This window comes from Halobacillus sp. AWH4_228 (assembly GCF_056158365.1).
Map to the genome: position 1 here is coordinate 449,642 of NZ_JBSWTE010000001.1, position 26,587 is coordinate 476,228.

General features: G+C 48.1%; 25 protein-coding genes. 15 read left to right on the forward strand and 10 right to left on the reverse strand.

The features are described from left to right. Window positions 1–292: 292 nt before the first annotated feature. On the forward strand, window positions 293–1,549 hold the full coding sequence (locus tag ACXADP_RS02345; RefSeq protein WP_474970730.1) for an MFS transporter: 1,257 nt from the start codon (window positions 293–295) through the stop codon (window positions 1,547–1,549). 102 nt (window positions 1,550–1,651) lie between these two features. Here the strand turns inward: ACXADP_RS02345 and ACXADP_RS02350 are convergent, their stop codons facing one another. The 4 genes from ACXADP_RS02350 to ACXADP_RS02365 all read right to left on the reverse strand — a co-directional run bounded on the left by ACXADP_RS02350 (window position 1,652) and on the right by ACXADP_RS02365 (window position 5,366). Further along, window positions 1,652–2,260: a response regulator transcription factor gene (locus tag ACXADP_RS02350; protein ID WP_474970005.1), complete on the reverse strand. Its 609-nt coding sequence runs from the start codon at window positions 2,258–2,260 to the stop codon at window positions 1,652–1,654. Next, window positions 2,257–3,393, reverse strand: a complete 1,137-nt coding sequence (locus tag ACXADP_RS02355; RefSeq protein ID WP_474970731.1) for an ATP-binding protein — start codon at window positions 3,391–3,393, stop codon at window positions 2,257–2,259. The genes ACXADP_RS02350 and ACXADP_RS02355 overlap by 4 nt, the downstream gene beginning before the upstream one ends. Before the next feature lie 86 nt (window positions 3,394–3,479). Beyond that, on the reverse strand, window positions 3,480–4,523 hold the full coding sequence (gene desA, locus ACXADP_RS02360) for a Delta(5) desaturase DesA (RefSeq protein ID WP_474970732.1): 1,044 nt from the start codon (window positions 4,521–4,523) through the stop codon (window positions 3,480–3,482). A gap of 144 nt (window positions 4,524–4,667) precedes the next feature. Continuing rightward, on the reverse strand, window positions 4,668–5,366 hold the full coding sequence (locus tag ACXADP_RS02365; RefSeq protein ID WP_474970733.1) for a bacteriorhodopsin: 699 nt from the start codon (window positions 5,364–5,366) through the stop codon (window positions 4,668–4,670). Window positions 5,367–5,502: 136 nt separating this feature from the next. On the opposite strand from ACXADP_RS02365, the gene ACXADP_RS02370 reads away from it, so the two are divergent. Beyond that, a complete protein-coding gene (locus ACXADP_RS02370; protein WP_474970001.1) occupies window positions 5,503–5,940 on the forward strand; it encodes a universal stress protein in 438 nt (145 codons plus the stop codon). Window positions 5,941–6,021: 81 nt separating this feature from the next. Here the strand turns inward: ACXADP_RS02370 and ACXADP_RS02375 are convergent, their stop codons facing one another. Continuing rightward, entirely contained in the window at window positions 6,022–6,630 is a 609-nt protein-coding gene (locus tag ACXADP_RS02375; RefSeq protein ID WP_474972285.1) for an SDR family NAD(P)-dependent oxidoreductase, read from the reverse strand. Between the two features lie 151 nt (window positions 6,631–6,781). Here ACXADP_RS02375 and ACXADP_RS02380 point away from each other — a divergent pair, with 151 nt between their 5' ends. From ACXADP_RS02380 to ACXADP_RS02405, 6 genes are all read left to right on the forward strand, one after another. After that, window positions 6,782–6,967 (forward strand): YjzC family protein, encoded by a 186-nt coding sequence (locus tag ACXADP_RS02380; RefSeq protein WP_027956040.1) that lies wholly within the window; start codon window positions 6,782–6,784, stop codon window positions 6,965–6,967. Between the two features lie 253 nt (window positions 6,968–7,220). Beyond that, window positions 7,221–8,138: a proline dehydrogenase family protein gene (locus tag ACXADP_RS02385; protein ID WP_474970734.1), complete on the forward strand. Its 918-nt coding sequence runs from the start codon at window positions 7,221–7,223 to the stop codon at window positions 8,136–8,138. A 30-nt stretch (window positions 8,139–8,168) separates the two neighbouring features. Next, entirely contained in the window at window positions 8,169–9,716 is a 1,548-nt protein-coding gene (pruA, locus tag ACXADP_RS02390; RefSeq protein WP_474970735.1) for an L-glutamate gamma-semialdehyde dehydrogenase, read from the forward strand. Window positions 9,717–9,843: 127 nt separating this feature from the next. Then, complete coding sequence (locus ACXADP_RS02395) at window positions 9,844–11,151, forward strand: PucR family transcriptional regulator (RefSeq protein ID WP_474970736.1); 1,308 nt, start codon at window positions 9,844–9,846, stop codon at window positions 11,149–11,151. Between the two features lie 386 nt (window positions 11,152–11,537). Continuing rightward, window positions 11,538–12,953 (forward strand): NAD(P)H-binding protein, encoded by a 1,416-nt coding sequence (locus tag ACXADP_RS02400; protein ID WP_474970737.1) that lies wholly within the window; start codon window positions 11,538–11,540, stop codon window positions 12,951–12,953. A 60-nt stretch (window positions 12,954–13,013) separates the two neighbouring features. After that, entirely contained in the window at window positions 13,014–13,181 is a 168-nt protein-coding gene (locus tag ACXADP_RS02405; protein WP_474969996.1) for a hypothetical protein, read from the forward strand. 37 nt (window positions 13,182–13,218) lie between these two features. Here ACXADP_RS02405 and ACXADP_RS02410 read toward each other — a convergent pair whose 3' ends face one another. Next, window positions 13,219–14,388: an MFS transporter gene (locus tag ACXADP_RS02410; RefSeq protein WP_474969995.1), complete on the reverse strand. Its 1,170-nt coding sequence runs from the start codon at window positions 14,386–14,388 to the stop codon at window positions 13,219–13,221. Window positions 14,389–14,509: 121 nt separating this feature from the next. On the opposite strand from ACXADP_RS02410, the gene ACXADP_RS02415 reads away from it, so the two are divergent. Continuing rightward, window positions 14,510–14,938 carry a MarR family winged helix-turn-helix transcriptional regulator gene (locus ACXADP_RS02415; protein WP_474969994.1) on the forward strand — a complete coding sequence of 143 codons (429 nt, stop codon included), beginning with the start codon at window positions 14,510–14,512 and terminating at the stop codon, window positions 14,936–14,938. A 74-nt stretch (window positions 14,939–15,012) separates the two neighbouring features. Next, on the forward strand, window positions 15,013–16,296 hold the full coding sequence (locus ACXADP_RS02420) for a protoglobin domain-containing protein (protein ID WP_474970738.1): 1,284 nt from the start codon (window positions 15,013–15,015) through the stop codon (window positions 16,294–16,296). A 76-nt stretch (window positions 16,297–16,372) separates the two neighbouring features. Here ACXADP_RS02420 and ACXADP_RS02425 read toward each other — a convergent pair whose 3' ends face one another. The 4 genes from ACXADP_RS02425 to ACXADP_RS02440 are packed head-to-tail and all read right to left on the reverse strand — an operon-like array spanning window position 16,373 to window position 17,981. After that, the gene (locus tag ACXADP_RS02425) at window positions 16,373–16,885 is read right to left on the reverse strand and encodes a hypothetical protein (protein ID WP_474969992.1); all 513 of its coding nucleotides are present in this window, start codon (window positions 16,883–16,885) and stop codon (window positions 16,373–16,375) included. A 7-nt stretch (window positions 16,886–16,892) separates the two neighbouring features. Beyond that, the gene (locus tag ACXADP_RS02430; RefSeq protein WP_474969991.1) at window positions 16,893–17,108 is read right to left on the reverse strand and encodes a hypothetical protein; all 216 of its coding nucleotides are present in this window, start codon (window positions 17,106–17,108) and stop codon (window positions 16,893–16,895) included. Continuing rightward, the gene (locus ACXADP_RS02435) at window positions 17,105–17,557 is read right to left on the reverse strand and encodes a DUF948 domain-containing protein (RefSeq protein ID WP_027956774.1); all 453 of its coding nucleotides are present in this window, start codon (window positions 17,555–17,557) and stop codon (window positions 17,105–17,107) included. Before ACXADP_RS02435 ends, ACXADP_RS02430 begins: the two co-directional genes overlap by 4 nt. A 7-nt stretch (window positions 17,558–17,564) precedes the next feature. Continuing rightward, entirely contained in the window at window positions 17,565–17,981 is a 417-nt protein-coding gene (locus tag ACXADP_RS02440; RefSeq protein WP_474969990.1) for a DUF948 domain-containing protein, read from the reverse strand. A gap of 406 nt (window positions 17,982–18,387) precedes the next feature. Between ACXADP_RS02440 and glgB the strand changes: the two genes are divergently transcribed. From glgB to ACXADP_RS02465, 5 genes are all read left to right on the forward strand, one after another. Beyond that, window positions 18,388–20,301 carry a 1,4-alpha-glucan branching protein GlgB gene (gene glgB, locus ACXADP_RS02445; RefSeq protein ID WP_474970739.1) on the forward strand — a complete coding sequence of 638 codons (1,914 nt, stop codon included), beginning with the start codon at window positions 18,388–18,390 and terminating at the stop codon, window positions 20,299–20,301. Next, entirely contained in the window at window positions 20,298–21,455 is a 1,158-nt protein-coding gene (locus ACXADP_RS02450) for a glucose-1-phosphate adenylyltransferase (RefSeq protein ID WP_474969988.1), read from the forward strand. The genes glgB and ACXADP_RS02450 overlap by 4 nt, the downstream gene beginning before the upstream one ends. A 17-nt stretch (window positions 21,456–21,472) precedes the next feature. Continuing rightward, complete coding sequence (glgD, locus tag ACXADP_RS02455) at window positions 21,473–22,579, forward strand: glucose-1-phosphate adenylyltransferase subunit GlgD (protein ID WP_474969987.1); 1,107 nt, start codon at window positions 21,473–21,475, stop codon at window positions 22,577–22,579. A 101-nt stretch (window positions 22,580–22,680) separates the two neighbouring features. Next, window positions 22,681–24,111: a glycogen synthase GlgA gene (glgA, locus tag ACXADP_RS02460; protein ID WP_474969986.1), complete on the forward strand. Its 1,431-nt coding sequence runs from the start codon at window positions 22,681–22,683 to the stop codon at window positions 24,109–24,111. Between the two features lie 26 nt (window positions 24,112–24,137). Then, window positions 24,138–26,576, forward strand: a complete 2,439-nt coding sequence (locus ACXADP_RS02465) for a glycogen/starch/alpha-glucan phosphorylase (RefSeq protein ID WP_474972286.1) — start codon at window positions 24,138–24,140, stop codon at window positions 26,574–26,576. The last annotated feature ends 11 nt before the right edge of the window (window positions 26,577–26,587 follow it).

Genomic DNA, 26,587 nt, shown 5'->3' on the forward strand with positions numbered 1-26,587 from the left:
GCATGGGATGGCAGGGAAAACCGTCCGCTTTCCGCGGGGAACGAAGTTTGAGGAGGCTCACGGTACCCCACGGTACCCCGCGGAAAGGGAGTCATTCCCAAGCCCGCCTCCTACAAATCCCATGACAGAAAGGGGTGATAGGAGCTCATATGTTAAATAACAACACCGAGCAATAACAGAGCCTTTTATAAAATCCGTCTGCAGGCGGAGGAAGAATCCATCCCGGGCACATCGAGAAGGACATGGATATTCCTTACACTTAAAGGAACTTACAAAAAAGGTGGGGATAGTCATGTCCGGTTCATCCATTACCGTTTCTAAAGATACACCGTTGGCAGAACAGCGTTCCATTTTTCGAAATAGAAATTTTCTCCTGTTATGGGGAGCGGCCTTGTTGTCCAGTTTCGGTATTTCGTTCTTTTTATTTACTCAAAGCTGGTATGTCGTCCATGAGCTTCGTCTGGAAGCTTCGCTCGGTGTGCTGTACGTGGCAGCAAGTATTCCACGGCTGGTCTTTATGATTGTCAGTGGAACAATCGCCGACCGGTTCAGCCGGACGAAACTGATGTTCCTGTCCGATTTCACGCGGGGGGTGCTGTTAACAGGACTCGTCTGCTGGTATTTCTTCGGGGACATCAGTCTTTGGACATTCGTCGGCTTTGCGTTTGCTTTTGGTATTTTAGATGCGTTCTTCTGGGCAGCAGAGGGGGCGGTTCTACCGTCAATCATTTCCAGGGATCAATTGACCCGTGGAAATTCAGTGATTCAAATGACGAACCAGACGTCGTTCATTCTAGCGCCTATGGTGGCAGGCATTCTCGTTTCCTTTGGCAGTTATGCGCTCGTATTCACGGTCACCGCTGGGATGCTGTTTACCGGAAGTCTGTTTATTTTTCTTATGAAGGTGGAGGAAGAGAAGAAAGCCGGAGAGAAGGAGGAAGCGTTCTGGGACTCTTTCAAGGCAGGCGTGCGCTACGTCAAAAACTCGCGTGTGCTTTCCTTGATTATCGGAATGAGCATTTTATTGAATCTGTTCATGGTCGGGCCGATGACGATGGGGCTGCCTCTCTTTGTGAAGCAGCGTCTGAATGGCACGGCCCTTGACTTCAGCTTTCTTGAGGCAGGTCTGGCAGTGGGAATGCTGCTCGGATCTGTAGTCATCGGTATCCTTAATTTGAAAAGAAGAAGAGGGAAAACGAGTCTCACCGCCCTCATGGCTGCCGGAGCCGCTTTTTTCGCTTTAAGCTTCACAGAAGGGGTATGGTTCAGCCTTGGGTGCCTCGTCGTCTTCGGATGTTGTCTCTCTATCTGCAACATCCCGGTCATCTCTGTGCTTCAAAGTTTCATTGAAGAAAAAATGATGGGCAGGGTGATGGGTCTTGTTTCGCTTGCATCGATGGGTCTCGTTCCAGTGAGCTACGGCGTGACCTCTCTTATACTGGCGGCAGGAGTGCCGATCCATCAAATCATGGCCGGGGGATCTGTACTTGTTACGCTGTATGTCCTCTTTGTCTATGTGCGCTTCAGGGAGCTTCGCGAACTGGACTGAAGTTCTCTCTATTAAAAAAAGGGGAATCCTCCGGTATGCAGAAGACCACCCTCTTTTTTACATATATCTGTATACAGACACTGGTGACGCCGGTTCTCGTCGTCAGCGCTGTCCTTTGTACCAGCCTTTCTCCTTGAATATGGAAATCGCTTCAATCCGGTTGGAAACCTCCAGCTTCTCCAGAATGACAGATACATAGTTCCGGACGGTTCCGGGGGTAATGAACAAAGCTTTAGATATGTCCTTCGTATTTCGGCCGTCCGCCATCAGCTGCATCACTTCCCGCTCCCGTTCTGTGAGCGGGTTTTGATCGGCGAAGGCAAGGTCGACGAGCTCAGGGTCGAAGATGCGCTGTCCGGCTGTAATTTTACGTATGGCTGTTGCCAGGTCTTCACTTGGACTGTCTTTCAACAAATAGCCGCTGACGCCTGCTCTTCTGGCACGGTCAAAATAACCGGGACGGGCAAAAGTCGTCAGGATGATCACTTTGCAGGGCTCCTCATACAACTCTTCCGCGGCATCCAGCCCATCTTTGACCGGCATCTCAATATCCATGATGCAGATATCCGGTTTCAGACGGCGGACGAGGCTGCAGGCTTCTTCACCGTTGGAAGCCTGGCCGACGACTTCCATGTCCTCTTCTAAATCAAGCAGCGCCCCGAGTGCACCGAGCAGCATGCGCTGATCCTCGGCAATGACAATTTGAATCATAAGAGTTCCTCCTTTTTCCCTTGCTGAATGACTGTGGGAATGTGCAGGGTCAGTTTCGTTCCCTGGTCACTTTCCAAATCAAGCCGTCCATTTACAAACTCCAGTCGTTCCCGCATTCCCTGCAGGCCGTGTCCCTGGAACGGGTCCATCGTTTCCGGAAGGCCGATGCCGTCATCTTCGATGGTGACCGTCAACTCCATGGCAGAGGCTGCAATCTGGACGTGACAATGGGTGGCCCGGCTGTGTTTGACGATATTGGTGGCGGCTTCCTTCAGGCACATGCTGAGAACATTTTCCGTTAAGGCAGGGATGGAAGTATTCCCTAGGTTTCCTTCATAGGTGAACTTCATTTCCGCAGCTTCGATGATCTGCTGCACCCGGATCAGTTCATCTTTCAATTTCATTCCCCGCATGTTGGAAACCATCTCCCGGACCTCCTTGAGAGCGTTGCGGGCGGTTTGCTGGATATCCTCCACTTCTTTCTGCGCTTTGTCCGGCTTGGCCGTCATCAGCTTGGCGGCGAGGTCACTTTTCAATCCGATCATGGACAGTTTCTGCCCGAGTGTGTCGTGGAGGTCACGGGCAATTCGTTCCCGCTCTTCAATCACCATAAGCTGGGAAATCCGCTGGTTGGCGTCCTCCAGCTTATTTTCAAGATCCTGCTGCTGGTTGCGGTAACGGACAGTGAAAGGCAGCAGGATCACCCCGATGACGGTAATGATGATAAATGGAAGGTTCGGAAAAATCGAATCCAGCTGCTGCACGAAAGTGTAGGCGATCGTTGCAAGTGTAAGAGTCAGGTGAACAATATATAAAGAAAGAAACCCTCCGAAGTGACGGATGTTCCCGATGAAAAAAGCCAGGAACAAGGAAAAGTAAATGTAGCCGAACAACAAGGTCATTCCAAGACTGATCGCCATCTCAACGCTGACCCACAGATAAACGAGACGGCTGTCCGATACGAATGAAAACCGATAGGCCAGAAAGAAAATGAAGACGAGAAGAAGTCCGGTCAAAATTTCGTAAATGGAAGATGCCCGGAAGATAAAGAAAAACGGCAGGATACAAAAGATGATCCAGACGTATATGCTGAGTCCTGTGTTTTTTGGGATAATATGATACCACTTCTGCATGAACGCTACCTCCTGTGTCTAGCATATGGGAAATTCGGGCGGCTGTCATGAAGGAAAAAGCCCATTCTCAACGAATGGGCTTTGAATCAACTTTCATTCTGCACGCGGCTGGAAACCGCTGCACTTGCTTTCTTCTTCAAGAGCGGCTGGACTTCCCTGAACGTCCGGAACGTTTTGTTCTCGGTGTCATAGAGCCGGAATTTGATGGACTCAAGACTCGTTTTCAGCGTGATTGTTGTTGCATACTGGAGCGGCGGTGTTGCATCATGTGCTTTTTCCAGTGCATAGTTGGGAACCCTCGGGCTCAAGTGGTGCACATGGTGAAAGCCGATGTTGCCGGAAATCCACTGCAGGACTTTCGGAAGTTTATAATAAGAGCTTCCATCAACAGCTGCTTTTACGAAATTCCACTCGGATTCCTCTTCAAAATAGGAATCTTCAAACTGGTGCTGGACGTAAAACAACCAGATGCCCAGTGCACCGGATATATAAAGGATCGGCAGCTGTACAATCAGGAAGGCTTCCCATCCGGCCATCCAGATGATCATTCCGTATATCAATGCGGCAGCAGCCGTTGTCACGTGGGTGTTCACACGCTCTTTTCGCTTTGCGCCCTTGCGGTTGAAACGGTTGGACACGAGGAACAAATAAATCGGTCCCAGACCAAACATGATGACAGGGTTTCGGTACAGACGGTAGATGAGGCGTTCTTTGAAGGACGCTTGTACATATTCATCTACGGTCATGACCCAGATATCACCTGTTCCACGCTTATCGAGGTTGCCGCTTGTCGCGTGGTGGATGGAGTGGCTCCGCTTCCACTTATCGAAAGGGAACAGCGTCAGGATCCCTGTAATCGTCCCGATCACGCGGTTGGCCTTTTTATTTTTGAAAAAGGACTGGTGGGTACAGTCGTGAAAAATGATAAACAGACGGACGACAAAACCTCCGGCAAGCACACCGAGTCCGCCGGCGAGCCAAGGGGAGACAGCCATGCTTAGATAGGCTGCGGCCCATATGATTAGAAATGGAACGAGTGTATTGATCAGCTGGCGGATGCCGGCGTTTCGATCTGGTTCTGCAAAGCGGGCGACGCTTTTCTTCAGCTCTTTTTCTTTCTCCTTATCCATCGTAACGACTCCTTCGTAGTAATTCGTAATTCTAACAATAGGGGAAAAGGAGACGTATCAGAAGACATAAACGTCAGCACTTTTATATGACACTTGTCATGGGTGTTTCCCTGTTTCTGGATGTGTTTCACGTGGAACAGGTCGTCAGGCGTCCACGCCGGGGGTTCTCAACCTGCGGAGCCCTCTTAAATCAAGCAGCGTAAACCCAAGCTTGGAGAGGATTGGTAGCACGATGAATGCTGTAATCTCCATGACTTCTTCAAATGCCCCTACACCTGAAGGGCCGAGAACCCACGCCGTCGGATAGAGCACCCAGAAAGACGTCAAGTAGGCGGCCATCCGCCCATAATGACGTTTCAGACCATCCCCGCTCTTGGCAGCCATCTTCCGCAGGGGATACCAGATGATATACAAAACAATGAAAAGGGCGGCTATTCCAAGTCCGTACCAGACGTATTTCAGCGTATCGTTCGAAAAATCAGCGATCAGTCCGGTTAAGATCATAAACACATCGGCTGTAATCAGACCGCCGATCAGGGCCTTATCTTTTTTCGGCTCGTAAAACATCGCTGTCAATGCAAGCGCCAGCAGCAGGAGAGGGGTCGTGACCACCCAGTCCAGGTAGCGGGCAAAGTAAATGGTTTGATCCGGCTCCAGTAAAACCCCCTGACCGAGGGCGATGGATAAGTAGGCGGTTCCTGACCAAAGAGGAATGATCATCGCAATGATGTATTCTCCCTTGGAAACTCCGCGTGGCTTTTGGCTCCATATAAAAAAGGTGACAGCTCCAATAAACATGATGGCTGAATAGGAATAGTGCATAACAATATCAAAGCGGCTCATTAATTTCAGCTCCTTGTTACGTTTCTTCCATCATTTTGGTCATAACGGATAGAAAATAGACCTATCCTCTTAAGCGAGCGCTTACAACGTGGTATGATAGAAGTGTGAATACCATCTTGATCGGGAGGGTTTTTCTATGACTACAAAACGCATTCTTGTTGCCTATGATGGAAGTGAAATGAGTAAAAGAGCTGTGGCCGAGGCGAATCTTCAGGCGGTGGAAGCTCCACAGCGCGAGATTCACCTGCTTGCTGTCGTCACACCAACAGGGCCGGCTACAAACGCTGCCGTATCCAAAAGTCTTGGCCGGGAAATGGCCGACCGGTTTCAATCGGAAATGGAAGAGCTCAAACAGGAATTCAAATCTCACAACATCGATGTCATTACAGAAGTTGTAGTCAGCCCTGTGAAAGAAAACGCGGCCGTCCAGATTGTTGCCTATGCCAATAAGCACGACATGGACCTCATTATTATCGGAAGCCGCGGTCTCGGAAACATGAAAAAAATGCTGCTCGGAAGTGTGAGCAGCAAAGTCGTCCAACAGGCCTCGTGTCCGGTCCTTGTCATGAAATAACAAATGGATGAAAAAAGACTCTCCTCTGCATACACAGAGGAGAGTCTTTTTGTTTCTATGAGTTCTATTTTCCGCTTCTTCTTATAAACCGTAGGACGTCATCCCGCCGTCGATGAATATATTCTGGCCGGATACATAGCTGGAACCTGAAGAAGCGAGGTACAGAATGGAGGACTGAAGCTCTTCCAGCTGTCCGAGACGTTTCATTGGAGAACGATCTTCAATGGCAGAACGGAAGCTGTCATCGGCAAGTGCCTCTTCGTTCAAATCCGTTTTGAAGAACCATGGGCTGATGGCGTTCACCGTAATGTTGTAAGGCGCAAGCTCAAGGGCGAGCTGCTTCGTCTGGTGGATGGCTGCTGCCTTACTTGTGCCGTACACAGAGCTGAAGGACAGGCTCACTTCACCGGCAACAGACGCTGTGTTGATAATGCGTCCGTATGCCTGTTCTTTCATATAAGGGGCAGCGGCCTGAGTCATGAAGAAGATGGATTTGGCATTCGTGTTCATCACTGTGTCCCAATCCTCTTCGGTCAGATTGTTGATATCTTTGAACGCGGCTGTTCCTGCATTGTTTACAAGAATATCGATTTGTCCGAAGTCATTGTAGATGGTCTCGACCACCCGTTTGATATCGGAGGTGTCTGTGACATCGCCGGTAGTATCCGGCCTGTGTCCATGTAAACCAATCCAACTCCGGGCGGGTTGGGAGAGGGTCCTCTATAATTTGTAAGACTTTTACACTTTTTTATATGAGAAAAATGTTTATCATGGGAATTTCTGTGATATATAAAGGATGTGTACACAACAACAACCAACTTTTTGAAAGGAGTTTTTTAAGATGGCAGACCGTTTTAAGACTGGCGAAAAAGCACCTGAAAAAGGAACATATCAATTTGATGGGTTAGTTGATGGGGGTAGTGAGAACGACGTAACCGAAGATGAAAAACATATTGAACTGGAAAACGGGGATCAGTTCCCGCCGATCCGCTCCAACAAGGAAGCGGCCTATTGGAAAAAAGCGTAGCATGAAAAGTGAATAAGACCCCCGGAATGATTCATCCGGTGGGTCTTATTTATTTTATCAATATAATATATGGAGTGTAAAAAGCCATCCGTTGTGTTTAAACACTAAATTACCGTGCTTATCTTTGTGGTTGGTGCACGTTGTATAATGTAAGCGTTATTCGTTACAATTTTCTTAACAATTAAAATACGACATTCCACCTAAACGGCCCGCATGGTAATCGATAGGAGAATGATGAAAGGGTGTGGTGTTCTTGGAAGCCATCAGCAAGAATTTTTTCTTATACCTCTCCAACAACAAGCTGTTAGATCGCTTTGCAAAGCGTTTTGGCGCTAAGTTCGGGGCTGACAAGATCGTGGGGGGAGAGACGTTCTCCCACGCAATTCCAATTATACAGCAGTTAAACCATGACGGGCTCGAGGTCACTGTAGACCATTTAGGGGAATTTGTTGATTGTGAAGACGAGTCGAGAGACCGCGCCGGGGAGTGTATCCGGACCATCCAGCAGATTGCTTCCGGAGGACTCCGATCGGAAGTTTCACTGAAGCTTACTTCCCTCGGGCTTGATATCAGCCGGGACCTCGTTATCGAGAATCTGTCCCTGATCTTGAAGGAAGCGGAGAAGCACGATATTACGGTCACCATCGATATGGAGGACTCCTCCAGATGCGGGGAGACACTTGATATTTATAGAGAATTGAAGGAGAAGTATCCAAATCTCGGCACGGTCGTTCAATCTTACTTATACCGTTCTGATGAAGATCTGGATGCCCTGAATGACTGCGATCCTTATCTTCGTCTTGTAAAAGGGGCCTATAAAGAATCACCGAAAGTCGCCTTTTCCGAGAAAAAGCTGGTGGATGATAATTTGAAGCACCTGATCAAGAAAAACCTTCTGAACGGACATTACACGGCTGTGGCCAGTCATGATGACCGGATTGTGGAGTATACAAAGGCTCTCGCAGAAGAGCACAACATCCCACGTGAACAGTTTGAGTTTCAAATGCTGTACGGCATGAGAAACCAAATGCAGAAGGATCTGGTGGAAGAAGGATATAAAGTACGCGTGTATCTTCCCTATGGTGAGGACTGGTACGGATATTTCATGCGGCGCTTAGCCGAGCGTCCGGCCAACATTGCCTTTGCCGTTAAAGGGATTTTCTCTAAATAAAACCACACAATCAGAAAGGGGAATATTATTATGGTACAGCCTTACAAACACGAACCATTCACGGATTTTGAACAGCAGGAGCACAAGAAAGCCTTTGAAGATGCATTGAAGCAGGTCAAGGAGCAGCTGGGGCAGCACCATGACCTTCTGATTAACGGAGAGCGTGTCCGGACCGATGATACGATTACGTCCACCAACCCGGCGAACACGAAGCAGGTTGTGGGTACGATTTCAAAAGCGAATCAGGAGCTGGCGGAAAAAGCGGTACAGTCTGCGTCCGACGCTTTTGAAGACTGGAGAAAATGGGATCCAAGGGCACGTGCAGAAATTCTATTCCGCGCTGCTTCCAAAATCCGCCGCCGTAAGCACGAGTTCTCTTCCTATCTCGTTTATGAAGTTGGTAAGCCTTGGAAGGAAGCCGATGCAGATACAGCTGAAGCGATCGATTTTCTTGAGTATTACGGCCGTCAGATGATTGAACTGAAAGAAGGAAAAGCAATAGAAAGCCGCCCGGGAGAGGAAAACCGCTATGTCTACCAGCCGATTGGAGTAGCGGTCGTCATCCCTCCTTGGAACCTGGCTCTCGCCATCATGGCTGGTACAACCGTCGCTCCGCTCGTTGCCGGAAACACGGTGGTTATGAAACCGGCCAGTAACAGTGCCGTCATCGCTGCTAAGTTTGTAGAGGTCCTGGAGGAATCCGGTCTGCCGAAAGGCGTCCTGAACTTTGTGCCGGGAAGCGGCGGCGAAGTCGGCGACTATCTCGTCGATCATCCGAAAACCGCATTGATTTCCTTTACGGGCTCCCGCGATGTCGGTCTGCGTATCATGGAACGGGCTTCCGTACGCCAGCCAGGCCAGAATCACTTGAAACAGGTGATTGCTGAAATGGGCGGTAAGGATACGGTTGTCGTTGACAAAGAGGCAGACATTGATACAGCTGTCGATGCCATCGTCGTTTCGGCGTTCGGCTTTTCCGGACAGAAATGCTCGTCCGGCTCCCGTGCCGTCGTTCACGAAGATGTGTATGACGAAGTACTGGAGAAAGTCAAAGCAGCCACTGAAAAACTAACGGTCGGCAACGCTTCTGAAGAGAATGTCTACATGGGGCCTGTCGTCGATCAGGGAGCTTATGACAAGATCATGAGCTATATGGAAATCGGCAAGGAGGAAGGTCGCCTTGTCACCGGCGGCAAAGGAGACGATTCCAAAGGGTACTTCATCAACCCGACCATCTTTGCCGATCTTGATCCAAATTCCCGCATGCAGCAGGAGGAAATCTTCGGACCTGTCGTCTGCTTTACAAAAGCGAAAGACTTTGATGAAGCGATTGATATTGCCAACAACACCGAATATGGCCTCACAGGTGCTGTCATTTCCGATAACCGCGACCACCTTGAAAAAGCGAAATACGATTTTCACGTCGGAAATCTTTATTTCAACCGTAACTGCACAGGTGCCATTGTCGGTTACCAGCCGTTCGGCGGCTTCAAGATGTCCGGTACAGATTCTAAAGCCGGCGGGCCTGATTATATTGCCCTTCACATGCAGGCGAAAACCATTTCCGAGATGTTTTAAACCATGCTCATAAAGGCTCTCCGTTCAGGGGAGCCTTTTTTATTTGAAGGAAGTCGGCTCTTTTTCCCGCCCCTTTGACCATTTTCTTTTTCTTTCCAGTGACAACCGATATAATGGAGGGTAACGAATGAAGACATTCAGCCTACTTAGAAAGGTTAGGATTCCCATGGAAGTTAAAGATAGGATTCTGCAGGCAGAAGATATCCATAAAGCGACGGAGCTGCTGAGCTCCAGACTCGGTAAGCCTGTGATTATTGAAAACAAAAACTTTGAATTGATCGCCTACAGCTCCACTCATGATGATTTCGATCAAACTCAGCAGAAAACCATTCTATCCAAAAAATGCCCGATCTTCATTATTGACCGGTTGAAAAAAGAGGGCATCGTCCAGCGCCTGGAAATGCAGCCGGACCCGATCCGTGTCCATCCGATGGAAGAGCTTGGCTTCCAGCAGCGTGTCGTCGTGGCAGCCAGGCACCTGAATCATACGATGGGGTATGTCTGGGTGCAGGAGGCCGGTCTGCTGCTGGATGACGCGGACTTTCAGTTCCTTGAAGACATCACCAATCATATAGGCAGACTCATTTATGATCAGTTCATGAGAGACAATGCTAAGGAAGGACGGAAAGAGGAGCTATTGTGGCAGCTGCTGCAGCATGAGTACGGCAGTGAAAGCCAGTTCCGTCACGAAGCCGCCCTCGCCAAACTGAATCTGGCCGAACGTTTTTCCGTCGTCGTTTTTTCGGTCACCGCACCTCAATATAAGAGCATGCTTGATGATCTTCTACAAACGGTGCACCGCTTCCGGATCACGCGTCCGATGTATGTGCTGAAAACAGAATTCCAGCTTATTCTGCTCGTGGAGGGAAGGGCGTCCGACCGCTTTTCATCAAGAACGACAGCGAGGGATTTTATTGAGGAAGTCAAAAAAGAAACAGGGGAAGAAGCGTTTTATCATTTCCTGATTGGCGTCGGCAAGGAATATACAACACTGTCCTTGATGAGGAAAAGTTTTTTGGAGGCGCTCGAGGTCATTGAAACGGCCAACTTCATTAACCCGCGCCCGGAAACGATGCCGCGGGAATTCGCGACACTCGGCCTGTACAGATACCTGGCCGCCCTTTATGAAAAAAACAGTTCCGAGGATTATTACAGTGAAGATCTGCTGGCCTTGATGAAAAATGATATGGATAAACAGACGGAACTTCTGCTCACATTGGAAACCTATCTTGCTAACAATGGGAAAGGAAAGCAGACCGCCGGCGAGTTGTTTATCCACCCCAATACACTCAATTACCGGATTAAACAGATCCAGGAAATGACGACCATCGATTTCCAGGACTTCAACATGAAGGCGTACCTTTATACTGAACTCCTGCTCCTGAATAACGTCGAACACTACTACAAACGTTACCAGTCAGCACTAAGGTCGTGACCGATCTGCACATAAGAGTGATGGGTACGCTCCGCTTATCGGTGGATGCTTGCCGCGGGCACGGCCTCAGCTAACTGGATCAAGAAGAACACTTGATCCAGTGGATCTTCGGCTCGCGCTGTTCCCGCAGGCGTCACCAGCGAACGCTCCACGTAACACGAGGGGGGGCGGAAAGGTGTCTCTACAGTACCGGTGTGCTATTTCATTCAGGGAAGATAAAAGTGGATGCTCTTTCCAAAGTGGGAAAATTGGATGCGAATCTGGACAATGTGAGAAGGGGGGACCGCCTGTGTGGGTGGTTCACCTTTTTTATATACGTTCTTGAAGGGTTAAGAGTGATGACAGACGGGGTACACGTACATTATACCTGAAAGGACGTGACGAGCATGGCAGAACAAAGACCGGTCATTGCGCTTGCAGGCGCGAGTGGATATATAGGACAGAACTTGATGGAAAAGTTGAGAAAGCACGCCGACATCATTGCCCTTTCCAGAAGTGGTGACCAAAAAGAAGATGAGGAGCAGGTAACATGGCGTTCCTGTGACCTTTACTCCATGGTGGATGCTGAAAAAGGCCTGGAGGGGGCGGACATCGCGGTCTACCTCGTTCATTCCATGCTGCCTTCTGCGAAGCTGACCCAGGGAAAGTTTGAAGATATGGATGTCATTTTAGCTGATAACTTTGCCCAGGCTGCAAAGAAACAAGGGGTCCGCCAAATCATCTATTTGAGCGGTATCATCCCGGAGCAGGAAAAAAAGCTGTCCCGACACTTGAAGAGCCGACTGGAAGTGGAAGAAATTCTTGGAGCCTACGGAGTACCCGTGACCACGATCCGGGCCGGGCTGATTGTGGGGCCGAAAGGATCTTCCTTCCCGATTCTGAAAAAGCTGGTTAAACGGCTGCCGTTTATGATTCTGCCAAAATGGACCCGGACGAAGACCCAGCCGATCGCCCTTCCGGATGTGCTGCATGCCCTGGACAGCAGCATTGGAAATGAAGAGGTGAAAGGACGTCCGGTAGACGTGGGCGGTCCGGATGTCATGACCTACGAGACGATGATGAAACGGACGGCTGCTGTGATGGGTAGAAAGCCGCTCACCATTAACGTTCCTTTTTTAACCGTTGAACTCTCCAAATTGTGGGTGCGTCTTGTCACGGGCTCGCCGAAGGAAATGGTCTATCCCCTGATTGAAAGCTTGACCCATCCTATGGTCACACAAGAGGAAAATAAAGTGGAAGGGTTAAGTGAAGGCCGCATTTCTTTTGAAGAGGCGGCCAGGGAAGCTCTTGCAAAGGAAGAAGAGAACAAAGATGGAAAGAGAGCCCTTCCGATGTTTCAACCGATGCAGCAGGATGTCCGGTCTGTCCAGCGTATTCCGATTCCAGAAGGATATGATGCAGACTGGGTTGGACGTTACTATGTGAAATGGCTGGAAAACACACTCAATCCGTGGGTGAAAACGGAAGTGGATGAAGACAACTGCTGTAAAATCGGGGTCGTCTTTAAACAGTCTCCGCTTTTATCCTTCGATTATGCCAAAGACAGAAGTACCGGGGACCGTGCTCTTTATTACATTTCCGGAGGTATGCTCGCCGACAGCGGAAAAAATGTGCGCGGCCGCCTGGAATTCAGGAAAATCCCCGGCCGTCAGGAAGCCATTGTAGCAATTCACGACTACATGCCTTCGCTGCCCTGGTTTTTCTATAAATACACCCAGGCGAAAGCACACCTTGTGGTGATGGCCTTATTCAGGAAGCATTTGGAGAAATGGGGAAGTTCCACCGTTCTTCACCATGCATAAGCGATGCCCGCTTTTCCCAAACTAAGCGTGTAACACTTAAGCTTGCATGAGGTGATTGGGATGAGCAAGAAGGACAAGAAGCACGACCGGCAGTTCAAGGAACGCAATAGTCACGGTGAGCACCGTAACGGGCGGCTGGCTCAATTTAAGAATCACAGTACTGAATTCGGTTCCGAGCCGGATGAATATATCGACCGTGCCCGCCTTGGCTATAAAGGCGACGCATAAGTAAAGGCCTGTCCATTCATGGACAGGCCTTTTGCTGTCACCCTTCAGAAGGGGATTTCTTTTTCTGCACTCCCGTGCGCACATTTTTCATTGTGATGAAGTAAATGGCGCTGATCAACAATCCGGCCGAAGCCGTTAAAAGATAGACGACGGACAGATCGTCGGAAATACTGTCTACAAAAGAGGATAAAAACTGTCCAAGAAAAACAGCGGAAGAAAAGTAGGCGAGATTTTTCCCGCGCTTGGCGGCGCTGCTTTTTTCCACGGTCATGTGGTTGGCAAGTGGAATGGTAAAGCCAAAGCCAAAGCCAATCAAAATTCCCGCCCCTGCGGCAAGCAGGAGGGAGGTCTGGTTCAGCCCAAGCAGCAGATAGCCGCCTCCGAATAAAAAGAACCCGGTCATCAGCGTGGAGTAGTCACTGATTTTATTGACCACCTTAGGCATCTGACTGGCTGATATGACGGCCACAAGAGAGATCATCGCCAAAAAGTATCCCGTTCCTGTGGAAGTCATGTGAAAGTGCTCAGCCAGGTAAAAGGGCACAGAGACCATCGTTACAAAAAAGATGGTCATGGCGAGCATAGCGGATAACAGCACCGGCCAGATTTTTTCGGAAGAAGTTCCACCATCGGCTTCCTCTTCCCCTCCGGTTTCTTTTCTTGTAAAGGGCACGAAAGATAATAGAAAAACAAGAGCGATCCAACCGAGAAGATACAACAGGAATGGGAACTGCCATCCGAAGCTTCCGAGGATGCCTCCGATACTCAGGAAGATGATACCTCCAGCTTCAATGGACATGCCCTGCAGAGCCATCATCTTCAGTCGCTGCTCTCCTTCAAAAAATTCGGCAAGCAGCCCGGTAGCCGAAGACATCACGACAGCCGTTGCCCCGCCGAGGAGAATGCGGTCGGCGAAGACCAACACCGTCCCGTCCAGCCAGATGGCGCTTATCCCCAATGCTCCGTATAAAATCAGCCCGGTACACAAAGCCCTGTAGGGTCCGGACTTGTCGATGAATTTACCGGCGAGCGGAGCGAACAGGACAACGCCGAGCGAAGGGAGTGTCGTCAACCAGGCGGCTGAGTCCTCCATATTGTAGTGCTGGGATATATCAAGTAAGGCGGGAGTAATGGCGCTGCCGACCATGACAGTCAGACTGGCCGCGAGCATTAAGGCAAATACTCCCGCTTTGGATAATGGTTTCATCGTACATACCTCCTTTAGCCATTCGGAAATCATCATAACACATATTTAGTTAGGAAACTAATTAAATGATCATCCAATGCAGTCGGTTTGTGATAAAATAGCGGCAGAAAGGGTGAACGCGATGAATGAATCACACAATGAGGATATTGGCTATCAGATTCAGAAAATATCCCATTCAATCAAACAGCTTCAGAACGAGAGGCTCCAAAAGGAAGATTTGAGCGTTTCTCATGTGAATGTCATGTTCGTTCTTTATGAGAAGGACGGGGTGACGCAGTCCTATCTGCAAAAAGAGCTTGGAATCAAAGCTTCTTCTTTGTCCAAGCTGATTGATATACTTATCCAAAAGGATCTGGTTTATAAAGCATCGCTTGAAAAGGATGCCCGCACGAAACTGATTCATTTAACGTCTCTTGGTAAGGAGCGGAAGGAGCAGCTTCAGCATATCCGCTACGATTTAGAAAGCGAAGTGACCCATCCGCTGACACCCACAGAAATCAAGCAGATGCAGGAGATGCTGCAAAAAATCAAAAACCATCTGGAGGAGTAGTGCAGCCCTTTCCCCCTTAACTGTTGTTACTAAGACGACGATATAAGAAAAAAAGACATGCAGGGGGATTTAGAATGGGTTGGTGGAATAAGAGAAAAGAGGCCGTGCGTAAGAAGCTGGGAGAGGGAAGAACAGGGGTGATCGACGTCCCGGAAGGATCGGCTGTTCATCGTCAATGTGAAATGATTCAGCTGACGACAGATGACCTCGCTGTTTTGCAGGACCTGCAGCCGCTGGTAAGCGTGGAAATGGAAGCGGTTGTGAAGAAATTTTACGTGAATCTTGAAAGTGAGCCGGCGCTTCAAAAAATGATTGAGGAACACAGTACCGTTGAGCGCCTGCGGAAAACACTGGCTGTTCATATGGAAGAGATGTTTTCGGGCGTCATCGATGAGTCATATATTGAAAAAAGGAAGCGTATTGCCGCGGTACACTTGAAAATCGGATTGGAGCCTAAATGGTACATGTCTGCTTTTCAGGATTTACTGCTCTCCTTCCTGGAGGTATACGACAGGCATTTGGAAGAAGACGATTACCGGCAGGCGGTTGCAGCGACGACAAAAATACTGAGCATCGAACAGCAGCTCGTCCTGGAAATGTTTCAAAGAGAAGCGGATGCTTTACGGGAAAAAGAAATAGAGAAAAGAGAAGAAGCTTACCTGAAAGTGGATCAGATGTCCGCAGAAGTGGCTGCTGTTTCCCAGCAAGCCAGTGCTTCTACCGAACAGCTGACCGATCAAACGGAAAAAATGGTCACCGACTCTAAAAATGGAACAGCGGTAGCCCGCCAAGTGGAGCAGCAGTCGCTTGATGGTAAGAAGCAGTTGGAAGTACACCAGCGGCAGATGAATCAGATTCAACAGACCATCAGGGAAATCTCCGGGGATATGGAAAAATTGAGCCGGATCGCTGAAGAAATCAGTAAAATTGTGACGATCGTTTCTTCCATCGCTGAACAGACCAACCTGTTGTCCCTGAACGCTTCGATTGAAGCTGCGCGCGCAGGGGAGCATGGAGCAGGGTTTACGGTTGTAGCCGCTGAAGTACGTAAATTATCGGAGCAGACACAAACCTCTGCTGCAGAAGTTTCCCAGTTGATTCATTCTACAAGCGGACAGATCCATAACGTGTCTGGTCATGTAGGCAGTATCGATGAGATGATTGCAGAGGGTGCGGACAGTATGGAACAGATCAATCACTTCTTTACGGAAATTGTTACGGCGATGGGGCAGAACAAAGCCTACAATGCAGGTATGGAAGAGGAGCTGCAGCATTTTTCGCACGTTATTGATGAAATCAATGATGCCGTTGGTAAAGTAGCGGCTTCTTCCCAGCAGTTGACAGCGATGGCTGATTGAATGATTTGTTCGTAAAGGGAAGCTCAGCGTTTCCTAAAAAAAGTCCCTGAGACGGCTGTCTCAGGGACTTTTTCTATTAAGAGCGTGTATTGATTTCAGTGACGTTGTCCTGTGTGTTGGAAGGGGTGAAGGTTTTTCCTGCTGTTGGAGTGGTCTGCTCTTCCTCATCGCTGGAAAGCTCTTCTTTCGCTTCTCTGGCTTTGTCTCCGACTTCCTGTAGTTCTTCACCGGCGTCTTTAGCTGTGGAAACAATTTCTTCAGACTCTTCTTTAATGTCCTTCACTTTGTCGGTGATTTCTCTGCCTTGGTTGTTGAAAACCTCCTGTACTGTGGCAGCGGCTTCAGATGCGATATTGACGATATTGCGGACACGTGTAACAAGATCATCTTTTTTCTCTGATGGATTTTCTTTTACCTCGGAAGCGTATTCCGTTACAGAATCCTTCTTGGCACGGGATCCTTCTTTCAAACGGCGGCGTTGTTCAGGGTCTTTCGCCAGAACGATCGCACCTCCGATAAGAGCTCCGGTTACAATAGCGATAGGAAGCTTTTTGCTCCCGCTTTTTTTGGTCGTCTGTTGAGTTGTCATAATTGAATCACCTTTCTATCCTTATATTTTTTTGAGCTTCATTCCTCATTGTTTCTCTGGCGGTCTGAATGTCTTCATACTGAATTCTGCCTGCCTGGTAAAATTCACCCTTTTTACGCTCCACCTTCATTTTGGCAATGGATGGATCACGCGTAAGGGAGTGGATAAGTACGCCTGTCAGAGCTCCTGCCGTCAATCCTGATATCCATTCAAGAGTCTTCATGATGTCGTACGGTCCAGCTGGGCGGCTGATTTGAGCGCCTTTCTTTTCTGAGACAGGTAATAGGTCATGGCAAGCGCTCCATAAATGCCCCGCCAGCCTTCTTCATTAATTTTTTGTTCGCCTTCAAAGGTGGTATTCTTCAAGGAAGAGGTCATATCTACAAGAGAAGAAGTGAGCTTCCTGGAGGATTCCCCAATATCTCCAACGATATAGAATAACGGGCTCAATGCTTTAATCTTTTCATTCACATCGGCCAGTGTATCATTACTGTTATGCAGGACGCCGGTCGTTTCCTTCATGACGGAGTCCAACTGTTCCGGGAGCTGATCCACGGTTTCGCGGACCCCGCTTAAAACACCGGCAAGGTTATTAAGAGCTTTAATAAGAAAAATAGAGACCACAGCAAAAGCGATTCCGATGATGAGTACGCCGATTCCTAGAAAATCCATGCCAACCTCACTCCTTTATTTTCTTTCGTTTCCATTTCACATATAAATCAATGGCTGCATCGCCCCACTGCATGGCTTTAATGACATTCTCATTACGCTCGTGGGAGGCGTGGGCCACACTTTCTGAAACCCCTTGAAGGGAACTGTTCACATTTCCTACGGTCGAGCCCACATTGTTGACGGCATCCATCAAGCCGTTGATGCTCTGGGTTTTCTCTTCAAGATCAGCCGCCATTGAATTGGTTTTTTTCAACAGGCTCTCTGATTCAGATGTAATCCCCTGAATCTGGCCTTCCACTTTCTCCAATGTATTGGAAACACTGGACATCGTATGGGATGCTGTCTTTAATGTTTTCACAACAAAGATACTGATGAAGGCAAATGCAATTGCGATGATGAGTAGTCCAAGTCCTGCTAATGACATCTCGTTCCACCTCTCTTAAATTCGGTTTGTAAAAGCTATACCACTATTCTTTTTTGCTGAAACGCTTCTGGAAAAGAAAATATCTTCCAGTCCATGATAGAAGATAAAAGGAGGGGGCCCATAGACTCAGAGAATCGGTGGTTTCTAATTTTGTGAGCCGGGGAATAGAACAAAATATGTAAACGCTTACTTATAAAGGTTCTTAACGAAAAATTAACAAATGGACGGATGCCATGGTTATTCGACATTTTTCGACAAAACTTTTCAGAATATTTTTATCAATTGTAATTGTAAATCTATACAGGTGATTTTATGATGAATATAGGAGATAACAAACGTTTCCGAATTGATTGATAGGCAGCAGGTCTAGTCATAAAGTTTGATTATTGAGACGAGGAGTGATGGTGTGGTCCAGGATACATCTTTAGAACATGATATTTATTTATTCCATGAGGGGAACCTCCGGTACAGCCACAAACTGCTGGGGGCTCATCCGGATACGAGAAACGGAGAGCAGGGCATCCGTTTTGCGGTCTGGGCTCCGAACGCCGTTAAGGTCAGTGTCGTCGGTCCATTTAACAACTGGGACGGACGGGAACACCCAATGGAAAAGATCAATGACAACGGCGTGTGGATCGCCTTTCTTCCCGGTCTGGAAAAAGGAACGATTTATAAATACGAAATTTTAACTCCTCACGGACATCTCCGCTTGAAAGCTGATCCGTATGCATTTTCAAGCGAACTCCGTCCAAATACCGCTTCGGTTGTCTATCCGCTGGATGATTATGCATGGGGAGACCATGACTGGATGAACCAGCGGAAAGGACGTAATCCCTATGAATCACCCATGTCGATCTATGAACTTCATTTAGGGTCCTGGAAGTACATAGAGTCGGAGGTTTTTTACAATTTCCGTGAATATGCAGATATGGTGATTCCTTATGTGAAAGAACTCGGCTATACCCATATCGAACTTCTACCCATGACGGAGCATCCGTTTGACCGCTCCTGGGGCTATCAGGCGACCGGATACTTTTCCGTGACCTCCCGTTACGGCACCCCGGATGACTTCAAATATTTTGTCGATCAATGTCACAATTCTGGAATCGGTGTCATATTGGACTGGGTACCGGGCCACTTCTGCAAGGATGAACACGGGCTTCGCAGGTTTGACGGGGAAGCGCTTTATGAATATGCCAACCCTAGTAAAGCTGAGAAAACACAGTGGGGGACGCTTACGTTTGATTTTGCCAGAAACGAAGTACAGAGCTTTCTCATCTCCAATGCTGTGTACTGGCTGAAAGAGTATCACCTGGATGGACTGCGTGTGGACGCTGTTGCCAGTATGCTCTATCTCGATTTCGGTAAGGAAGACGGAGAGTGGGAGCTGAATGAATACGGCGGGCGTGAAAATATTGAAGCCATCGACTTCATCAGAAAAATGAATAAAGCCGTTTTTGAAGAAGTTCCGGATACGCTGATGATGGCGGAGGAATCGACGTCCTGGCCGCTTGTCAGTGCCCCGACACATATCGGCGGACTCGGGTTCAATTATAAGTGGAACATGGGCTGGATGAATGACATGCTCAAGTATATGGAAATGGACCCGATCCACCGGAAGTACCATCATAATTTAATTACCTTTTCTCTTCATTACGCCTTTTCCGAGAACTTTGTATTACCGATTTCTCATGACGAAGTCGTCCATGGAAAGAAATCGTTATTAAATAAAATGCCGGGCGACTATTGGCAGAAATTCGCCAACCTGCGTGCATTTCTCGCTTATATGTACGCCCATCCCGGTAAGAAGCTTCTATTCATGGGAGGTGAATTCGGACAATTCGACGAGTGGAAGGACTTGGAGGACCTGGACTGGGAGCTGCTGGAATACGATTCCCACTCCTCCATTTTGGAGTACACGAAACAGCTTCACCAGATGTATCAGGAGATGCCTGCATTATGGGAGCTCGATCATAAACCAGAAGGGTTCACATGGATCGATCCGAATAACTACGAGCAGAGCATTATATCTTTTGTACGGAACAGCCGGACATCAAACGATCAATTAGTCATTGTATGCAATTTCACTCCGGAGGTCTACCACGATTATAAAGTCGGAGTGCCTGAACAAGGCTCATACGAGGAAATTTTCTCGAGTGACGCGGAGCACTTTGGTGGTTCCGGGCAGAGAAATGGACTGCCCCTGGACACGATATCCTCTCCATGGCAGGGCCAGAACCAGCATGTCACCATGACGGTTCCCCCGCTCGGTGTGAGCTTCCTGAAAAGAACATCAGTAAATCAAGGAGGAGAATCATGAAAAATAAAGAATGTGTAGCGATGCTTCTAGCTGGTGGGCAGGGGACCAGATTGAAATCATTGACGAAACAGATCGCCAAACCTGCCGTATATTTCGGCGGTAAATACCGGATCATTGATTTTCCGCTGAGCAATTGTACGAATTCCGGCATTGATACAGTCGGCGTACTTACACAGTACGAGCCGCTTATTTTAAATGATTACATCGGCATTGGAGATACATGGGACCTGGACCGTAAATTCGGAGGCGTGTCGGTGCTCCCTCCATTCATGCAGTCGGAAGGCGGAGGATGGTATACAGGAACGGCGAATGCCATCTACCGCAACCTGAAATTCCTGAACCAGTATGATCCGGAGCACGTGCTGGTCCTGTCCGGAGATCATATTTACAAGATGGATTACGGTGCGATGCTTGATTACCATAAGGAAACGGATGCGGACGTGACGATTTCTGTTATTGAAGTTCCTTGGGAGGAAGCGAGCCGTTTTGGAATTATGAACGCCGACGATAACGGGAAGATTACAGAATTTGATGAGAAACCTGAATATCCGAAGAGCAACCTGGCTTCCATGGGCGTCTACATTTTCCGCTGGGATGTACTGAAGCAGTACTTGATTGATGATGCGGAAAAAGAAGATTCCTCCCATGATTTCGGGAAGGATATCATTCCATCTCTTCTTAACGATTATAAAAAGATGATGGCCTATACATTCGAAGGCTATTGGAAGGATGTCGGAACGGTCGACAGCCTTTGGGAAGCCAATATGGACCTGCTTAAGAAGAATCCTGAATTGAACCTCAGTGATTCCAGATGGCGGATCTATTCTAAAAATCCAAACCAGCCGCCGCAGTATATTGCACCGTCAGCTTCTGTGAAAAATGCGCTGATTAATGAAGGGTGCCGGATTTACGGCAAGGTGGATACATCGGTGATTTTCTATGGTGTTCACGTTTGTGAATCCTCCGTTGTGAAAGATTCTGTCATCATGCCGGATGTCAAAATCGGCAGAAATGTCACGATCAACCGTGCCATCATCTCCAAAGGAACGGTGATTGAGGATGGAGCCGTGATCGGTGATCCTTCACCAGACAGCGAAATCACGCTGGTGGCAGATGAAGGAAGTGTTCTGGCAACAAGCTATGCTACAAACTGATTTTTGAGGAGGATATTATGGATCGTATCGCTGGAATTATTAACCTGGACCATGAGCAGGATATGCTCGATGAACTCACATACTTCCGCTGCGGGGCAGCGGTTCCTTTTGCTGGACGCTACCGGATGATTGATTTCGCTATTTCCAATATGACCAACTCCCGGATTGAATCCGTAGCTGTCTTTGCAAGAAGAAAATACCGTTCGCTGATGGACCATCTCGAACAAGGAAAAGCCTGGGATCTGGACCGCAAACGGGGCGGTCTTTTCATCCTGCCCCCTGACTGGAATGATCCGACCGATATTTCCCGCGGGGATCTGCAGCATTTCCATAACAACATCGATTTCATCAACCGGACGCTGGCGGATTATATCGTCATCTCCGGTTCCCAGCACATCTGCAACATCGATTATCAGGATGTCCTGCAGGAGCATAAGGAATCAGGGGCGGACGTAACGGTCATTTATAAAAAAGTAGACGAAATGTATTCCGAGCATGAACGCGCTCACAAGCTCGATATCGATGGGAATAACCGTGTGACGAATATTCACAATGATCGAAGCAGCCATAACGTCTATATGGATATGTACATCATTGACAAGGAATTTCTATACAATCTGATTGAGAAGTGCATTGCCCATGGATGCTCCAACTTCTTCCTGGATGGGATCAAAGGAAAGCTTCCGAACATTCATATCAATGCTTATGAGTACCACGGCACTCATGCGCTGATCAATTCGGTGGAAAGTTATTACCGCAACAGCTCCAAGTTGTTGAATGCCTCTGAGCATGATGAGTTATTTAAAGAGGATGCACCGATTTTCACGAAGGTGAAAAACGAAGCACCATCGAATTATACCCAGTCATCACACGTGACAAATACAATGGTGGCCAACGGGTGTGTCATTGAAGGGGAAGTCGAGGACAGCATCCTGTTCCGCGGTGTCAAAGTAGGAGAAGGGGCGGTCATTAAAAACTCCATCATCATGCAGCGCTGCGAGATTGAAGAAGGAGCGGTCCTGGAAAATGTCATTCTTGATAAGGATTGCACCATTTCCAGTGGCAAGACGCTGATTGGAGCACCTGAAAAGCCGTACGTACTAGCGAAGCGGCGATCAATGTAATCCCCTTTGTCAGGGACTGTCTGGACCTTACCGCTCGGGCAGTCCTTTTTCTTTAACAATGGTTAAGTGATGGATTGAACAAAGATAAGGAGTGGATATACGTGAATATTTTAATGGTTGGTTCAGAATGCACCCCTTTTGTAAAAACCGGTGGTCTTGCTGATGTGCTCGGTACTCTGCCGCATGCCTTGAAGAAACAGGGCGCCGATGTCCGTGTCGTCCTGCCGAAATATGAGAACATGGATGATCACTGGAAGGAACAGCTGACCCACCTGGATGAACTGGATATCACGCTTGGGTGGCGGAGCCAGTATGCAGGAATCGAATATATCAACTATGAGGGCATTCCCGTCTATTTCATAGATAACGAATATTATTTTAAACGTTCCAATCTTTATGGGTATGGAGATGAAGCCGAGCGGTTCGTTTTCTTCAATAAAGCGGTTATGGACTTTATCTGCACGCTGGAATGGACTCCGGATATCCTGCACTGCCATGACTGGCAGACCGGTCTCATCCCTGTCTACCTACATACCCATTATAAGGATGTGGAAAAGCTTCAAGGTATGAAAACGGTCTTCACGATCCATAATTTGAAGTATCAGGGGATTTATCCGCAGTCTGTCCTGCATGATCTGATGGACTTTGATGAAAGCATGATGAGAGATGATGCGTTCGAATTTTTCGGGAACATCAACTTCATGAAGGGTGCTTTGAACTACGCCGATTTTATTACAACGGTCAGCGAAACTTATGCAAAAGAGATTCAAACGCCCTATTATGGGGAAAACCTAGACGGAGTACTTAGAAAACGGACTGACGAATTAATCGGAATCGTCAACGGCATCGACGAGCATAACTATAACCCTATGAAAGACGAAGCCCTTGCTTTTCCGTATCGCAGCTCCCTGATCAAGAAGGCTCAGAACAAGATGTGGCTGCAGGCTGAATTAGGTCTGCCTGTACGTAAGGAAGTACCGATGATTGGCATCGTTTCCAGATTGGTGGAACAAAAAGGGTTCGACTTGATCGGAAGGGTGATTGACGAGCTGCTTTATCATGATGATGTTCAAGTCGTCCTGCTTGGTACGGGTGAATATCAATATGAGCAGCTGCTTCAATGGGTACAGCACAGACACCCCGAAAAAATGTCAGCGAATATCCGTTTTTCAGAACCATTATCCCGTCAGATTTATGCGGCCAGTGATATGTTCCTCATGCCTTCCCGTTTCGAACCGTGCGGGATTGGTCAGCTGATTGCCTTAAGGTATCTGTCTGCTCCAATCGTAAGGGAAACAGGGGGACTTGTGGACACCGTCCAGCCATATAATGAAGAGACTGGGGAAGGGAACGGATTTTCATTTACAAACTATAACGCCCACGACATGCTGTACACGATCCGCCGGGCCGTCGAATTCTATCAGGAGCCTGCTTCTTGGCAGAATCTTGTAAAAAACATCTGCAAGAGTAAGTTCACTTGGAAAAACTCTGCGGAGCAGTACATGGATTTGTATCAAACGATGTTCCGGTAGAGCTGATAGGAGGAACCTTTATGGTGATGTTCAGTAGCAAAGAGGAATTCAAGGCCGCGTTTAAGGAGCAGTTGGAGGACCGGTATGGGCGGACGCTGGAGACAGCTTCGGAGTATGATACCTACCGCGCGTTAGGGACGCTGATTCAGGAGAAAATCAATGCCAAATGGCTTCACACCCAGCAGCATTACAAGCGTAATAAAACGAAGCAGGTGTTTTATTTCTCGATGGAATTCCTTATGGGGCGTCTGCTTGGGAACAATCTATTAAACATGGATGTTCTGACACTTGTAGAAGAAGGACTGGAGGAGCTTGGTTTGTCCCTGTCCGGGTTGGAAGAGAAGGAAAGTGACGCAGGACTCGGCAACGGCGGTCTCGGCCGTTTGGCGGCTTGTTTTCTGGATTCCCTGGCCTCTTTGGAGATGGCTGGTCACGGCTATGGCCTCCGGTATAAGTACGGCATGTTTGATCAGCATATCATCGACGGGAAACAAGTGGAATTTCCTGATTACTGGCTTTCCAAAGACTTCGTCTGGGAAGTAAGGCGCCCGGATGAAGCAATCGAAGTCCGTTTTGGCGGACAGGTATCTTCCACACGTGACAAGGACGGAAAGCTGCATTTTAAGTATGAGCACTACGAACCGATCCAGGCGGTGCCTTATGATGTCCCGATTGCCGGATATAAAAACGAAACCGTGAATACGCTCCGGTTGTGGTCCGCAGAACCATCTGTCGGAGACACAATGTCCCGTGCTGAAAAAGAAGGGGAGTTCGGTCATTTTCTCGGCCATAAACGTTCGCTGGAATCTATTTCGGATTTCCTATATCCGGATGATTCTACAGAAGACGGTAAACGCCTCCGCTTAAAGCAGGAATATTTCCTCGTTTCCGCCGGTGTCCAGTCGGTTGTCCGCTATTTTGAAAAACTGGGAGTGCCATGGTCCTCCTTCCCTGAAAAAGCAGCCCTCCATATCAACGATACCCATCCGGCCCTCGTCATTCCTGAACTGATGAGGATCCTTATGGATGAGAAAGGAATCGGCTGGGAGGAGGCATGGGAGATCACCCGGTCCTCGGTTTCCTATACGAATCATACAACCCTTAGTGAAGCGCTGGAGTCCTGGCCTGTAGGTCTTGTCCGCTCGCTGCTGCCACGGATTTTCATGATCATCAATGAAATCAATGAGCGTTTCTGTCAGGAGCTGTGGAGCACTTACCCAGGCGATTTCGACCGCATTGCCGACCTTGCCATCGTAGCGGACGGTCAGGTGAAAATGGCCCATTTATCCATTGTCGGAAGTCACAGCATTAATGGTGTGGCAAAACTCCATACAGAAATTTTAAAACATCGCGAAATGAAACGATTCTTCCATACATTCCCGGATCGCTTCAACAATAAAACCAACGGAATTACTCACCGCAGGTGGCTGATGCACAGCAACCGTAAACTGACGTCACTCATTACGGAAGCGATCGGCGACACCTGGATCCACGAGCCGCAGCAGTTAAGCCGGCTGATGAGCCGGAAAGATGATTTAAGCTTCCTTGATCAGCTTCACGATATCAAGCACCAGAATAAAGTGGAATTTGCAGAGTGGGTGCAGCAGACGCAGGGAATCACCGTCAATCCGCACTCCATATTCGATGTCCAGATTAAACGGCTCCACGGTTATAAGCGTCAACTGCTTAATGCTCTTCATATTATGCATTTATACAATGAATTGAAGGCAGACCCTGCCATGGAAATGGTACCGAGGACTTTCTTTTTCGGAGCCAAGGCTGCCCCGGGTTATCATTTCGCGAAAACGGTCATCCAATTGATCAACCGTATTGCAGAAGTGGTCAACAATGATCCTGCTGTAAACGATTATATAAAAGTGGTGTTCCTTCCGAACTATTCCGTGTCCATGGCAGAGAAAATCATTCCAGCGACCAATATAAGTGAGCAGATATCCATGGCTACGAAGGAAGCTTCGGGTACAGGGAATATGAAATTCATGATGAACGGCGCAGTGACCGTGGGGACGATGGACGGGGCGAACGTCGAAATCCACGACCACGTCGGGGATGATAACATTTACATTTTCGGTCTCACTTCTGAGGAGATCTGGGAGTATTACAATCAAGGCTCCTACTCTTCCAGTGAGATTTATCATAATGACGACCGGATCCGCCGTATTCTCGATGAATTGATTCACTACAGTCCTTTTTCTAAAGGCGAAACGGAATTCCAGGCCATTTACGATGCTTTGGTCACCTATAATGACGAGTACTTTGTACTGAAAGATTTTCCAGATTATCTGCTGGCTCAGAAGAAAGTCAGTCAGGATTATCAGCGAAAGCGTCAGTGGAACTTGAAGAGTCTCGTAAACATCGCCCAATCCGGTGTGTTTTCCAGTGATCGCACGATCCAGGAATACGCAGAGGAGATTTGGAAAATCAATCGTGTCGGGGCGCTGAAGTAGTTATATAGGGG

Coding starts and splice junctions, on each gene's coding strand:
- ACXADP_RS02345 (WP_474970730.1), top strand. CDS start 293: ATGTCCGGTTCATCCATTACCGTTTCTAAAGATACACCGTTGGCAGAA.
- ACXADP_RS02350 (WP_474970005.1), bottom strand. CDS start 2,260: ATGATTCAAATTGTCATTGCCGAGGATCAGCGCATGCTGCTCGGTGCA.
- ACXADP_RS02355 (WP_474970731.1), bottom strand. CDS start 3,393: ATGCAGAAGTGGTATCATATTATCCCAAAAAACACAGGACTCAGCATA.
- desA (WP_474970732.1), bottom strand. CDS start 4,523: ATGGATAAGGAGAAAGAAAAAGAGCTGAAGAAAAGCGTCGCCCGCTTT.
- ACXADP_RS02365 (WP_474970733.1), bottom strand. CDS start 5,366: ATGAGCCGCTTTGATATTGTTATGCACTATTCCTATTCAGCCATCATG.
- ACXADP_RS02370 (WP_474970001.1), top strand. CDS start 5,503: ATGACTACAAAACGCATTCTTGTTGCCTATGATGGAAGTGAAATGAGT.
- ACXADP_RS02380 (WP_027956040.1), top strand. CDS start 6,782: ATGGCAGACCGTTTTAAGACTGGCGAAAAAGCACCTGAAAAAGGAACA.
- pruA (WP_474970735.1), top strand. CDS start 8,169: ATGGTACAGCCTTACAAACACGAACCATTCACGGATTTTGAACAGCAG.
- ACXADP_RS02395 (WP_474970736.1), top strand. CDS start 9,844: ATGAAGACATTCAGCCTACTTAGAAAGGTTAGGATTCCCATGGAAGTT.
- ACXADP_RS02400 (WP_474970737.1), top strand. CDS start 11,538: ATGGCAGAACAAAGACCGGTCATTGCGCTTGCAGGCGCGAGTGGATAT.
- ACXADP_RS02405 (WP_474969996.1), top strand. CDS start 13,014: ATGAGCAAGAAGGACAAGAAGCACGACCGGCAGTTCAAGGAACGCAAT.
- ACXADP_RS02410 (WP_474969995.1), bottom strand. CDS start 14,388: ATGAAACCATTATCCAAAGCGGGAGTATTTGCCTTAATGCTCGCGGCC.
- ACXADP_RS02415 (WP_474969994.1), top strand. CDS start 14,510: ATGAATGAATCACACAATGAGGATATTGGCTATCAGATTCAGAAAATA.
- ACXADP_RS02420 (WP_474970738.1), top strand. CDS start 15,013: ATGGGTTGGTGGAATAAGAGAAAAGAGGCCGTGCGTAAGAAGCTGGGA.
- ACXADP_RS02425 (WP_474969992.1), bottom strand. CDS start 16,885: ATGACAACTCAACAGACGACCAAAAAAAGCGGGAGCAAAAAGCTTCCT.
- ACXADP_RS02430 (WP_474969991.1), bottom strand. CDS start 17,108: ATGAAGACTCTTGAATGGATATCAGGATTGACGGCAGGAGCTCTGACA.
- ACXADP_RS02435 (WP_027956774.1), bottom strand. CDS start 17,557: ATGGATTTTCTAGGAATCGGCGTACTCATCATCGGAATCGCTTTTGCT.
- ACXADP_RS02440 (WP_474969990.1), bottom strand. CDS start 17,981: ATGTCATTAGCAGGACTTGGACTACTCATCATCGCAATTGCATTTGCC.
- ACXADP_RS02450 (WP_474969988.1), top strand. CDS start 20,298: ATGAAAAATAAAGAATGTGTAGCGATGCTTCTAGCTGGTGGGCAGGGG.
- glgD (WP_474969987.1), top strand. CDS start 21,473: ATGGATCGTATCGCTGGAATTATTAACCTGGACCATGAGCAGGATATG.
- ACXADP_RS02465 (WP_474972286.1), top strand. CDS start 24,138: ATGTTCAGTAGCAAAGAGGAATTCAAGGCCGCGTTTAAGGAGCAGTTG.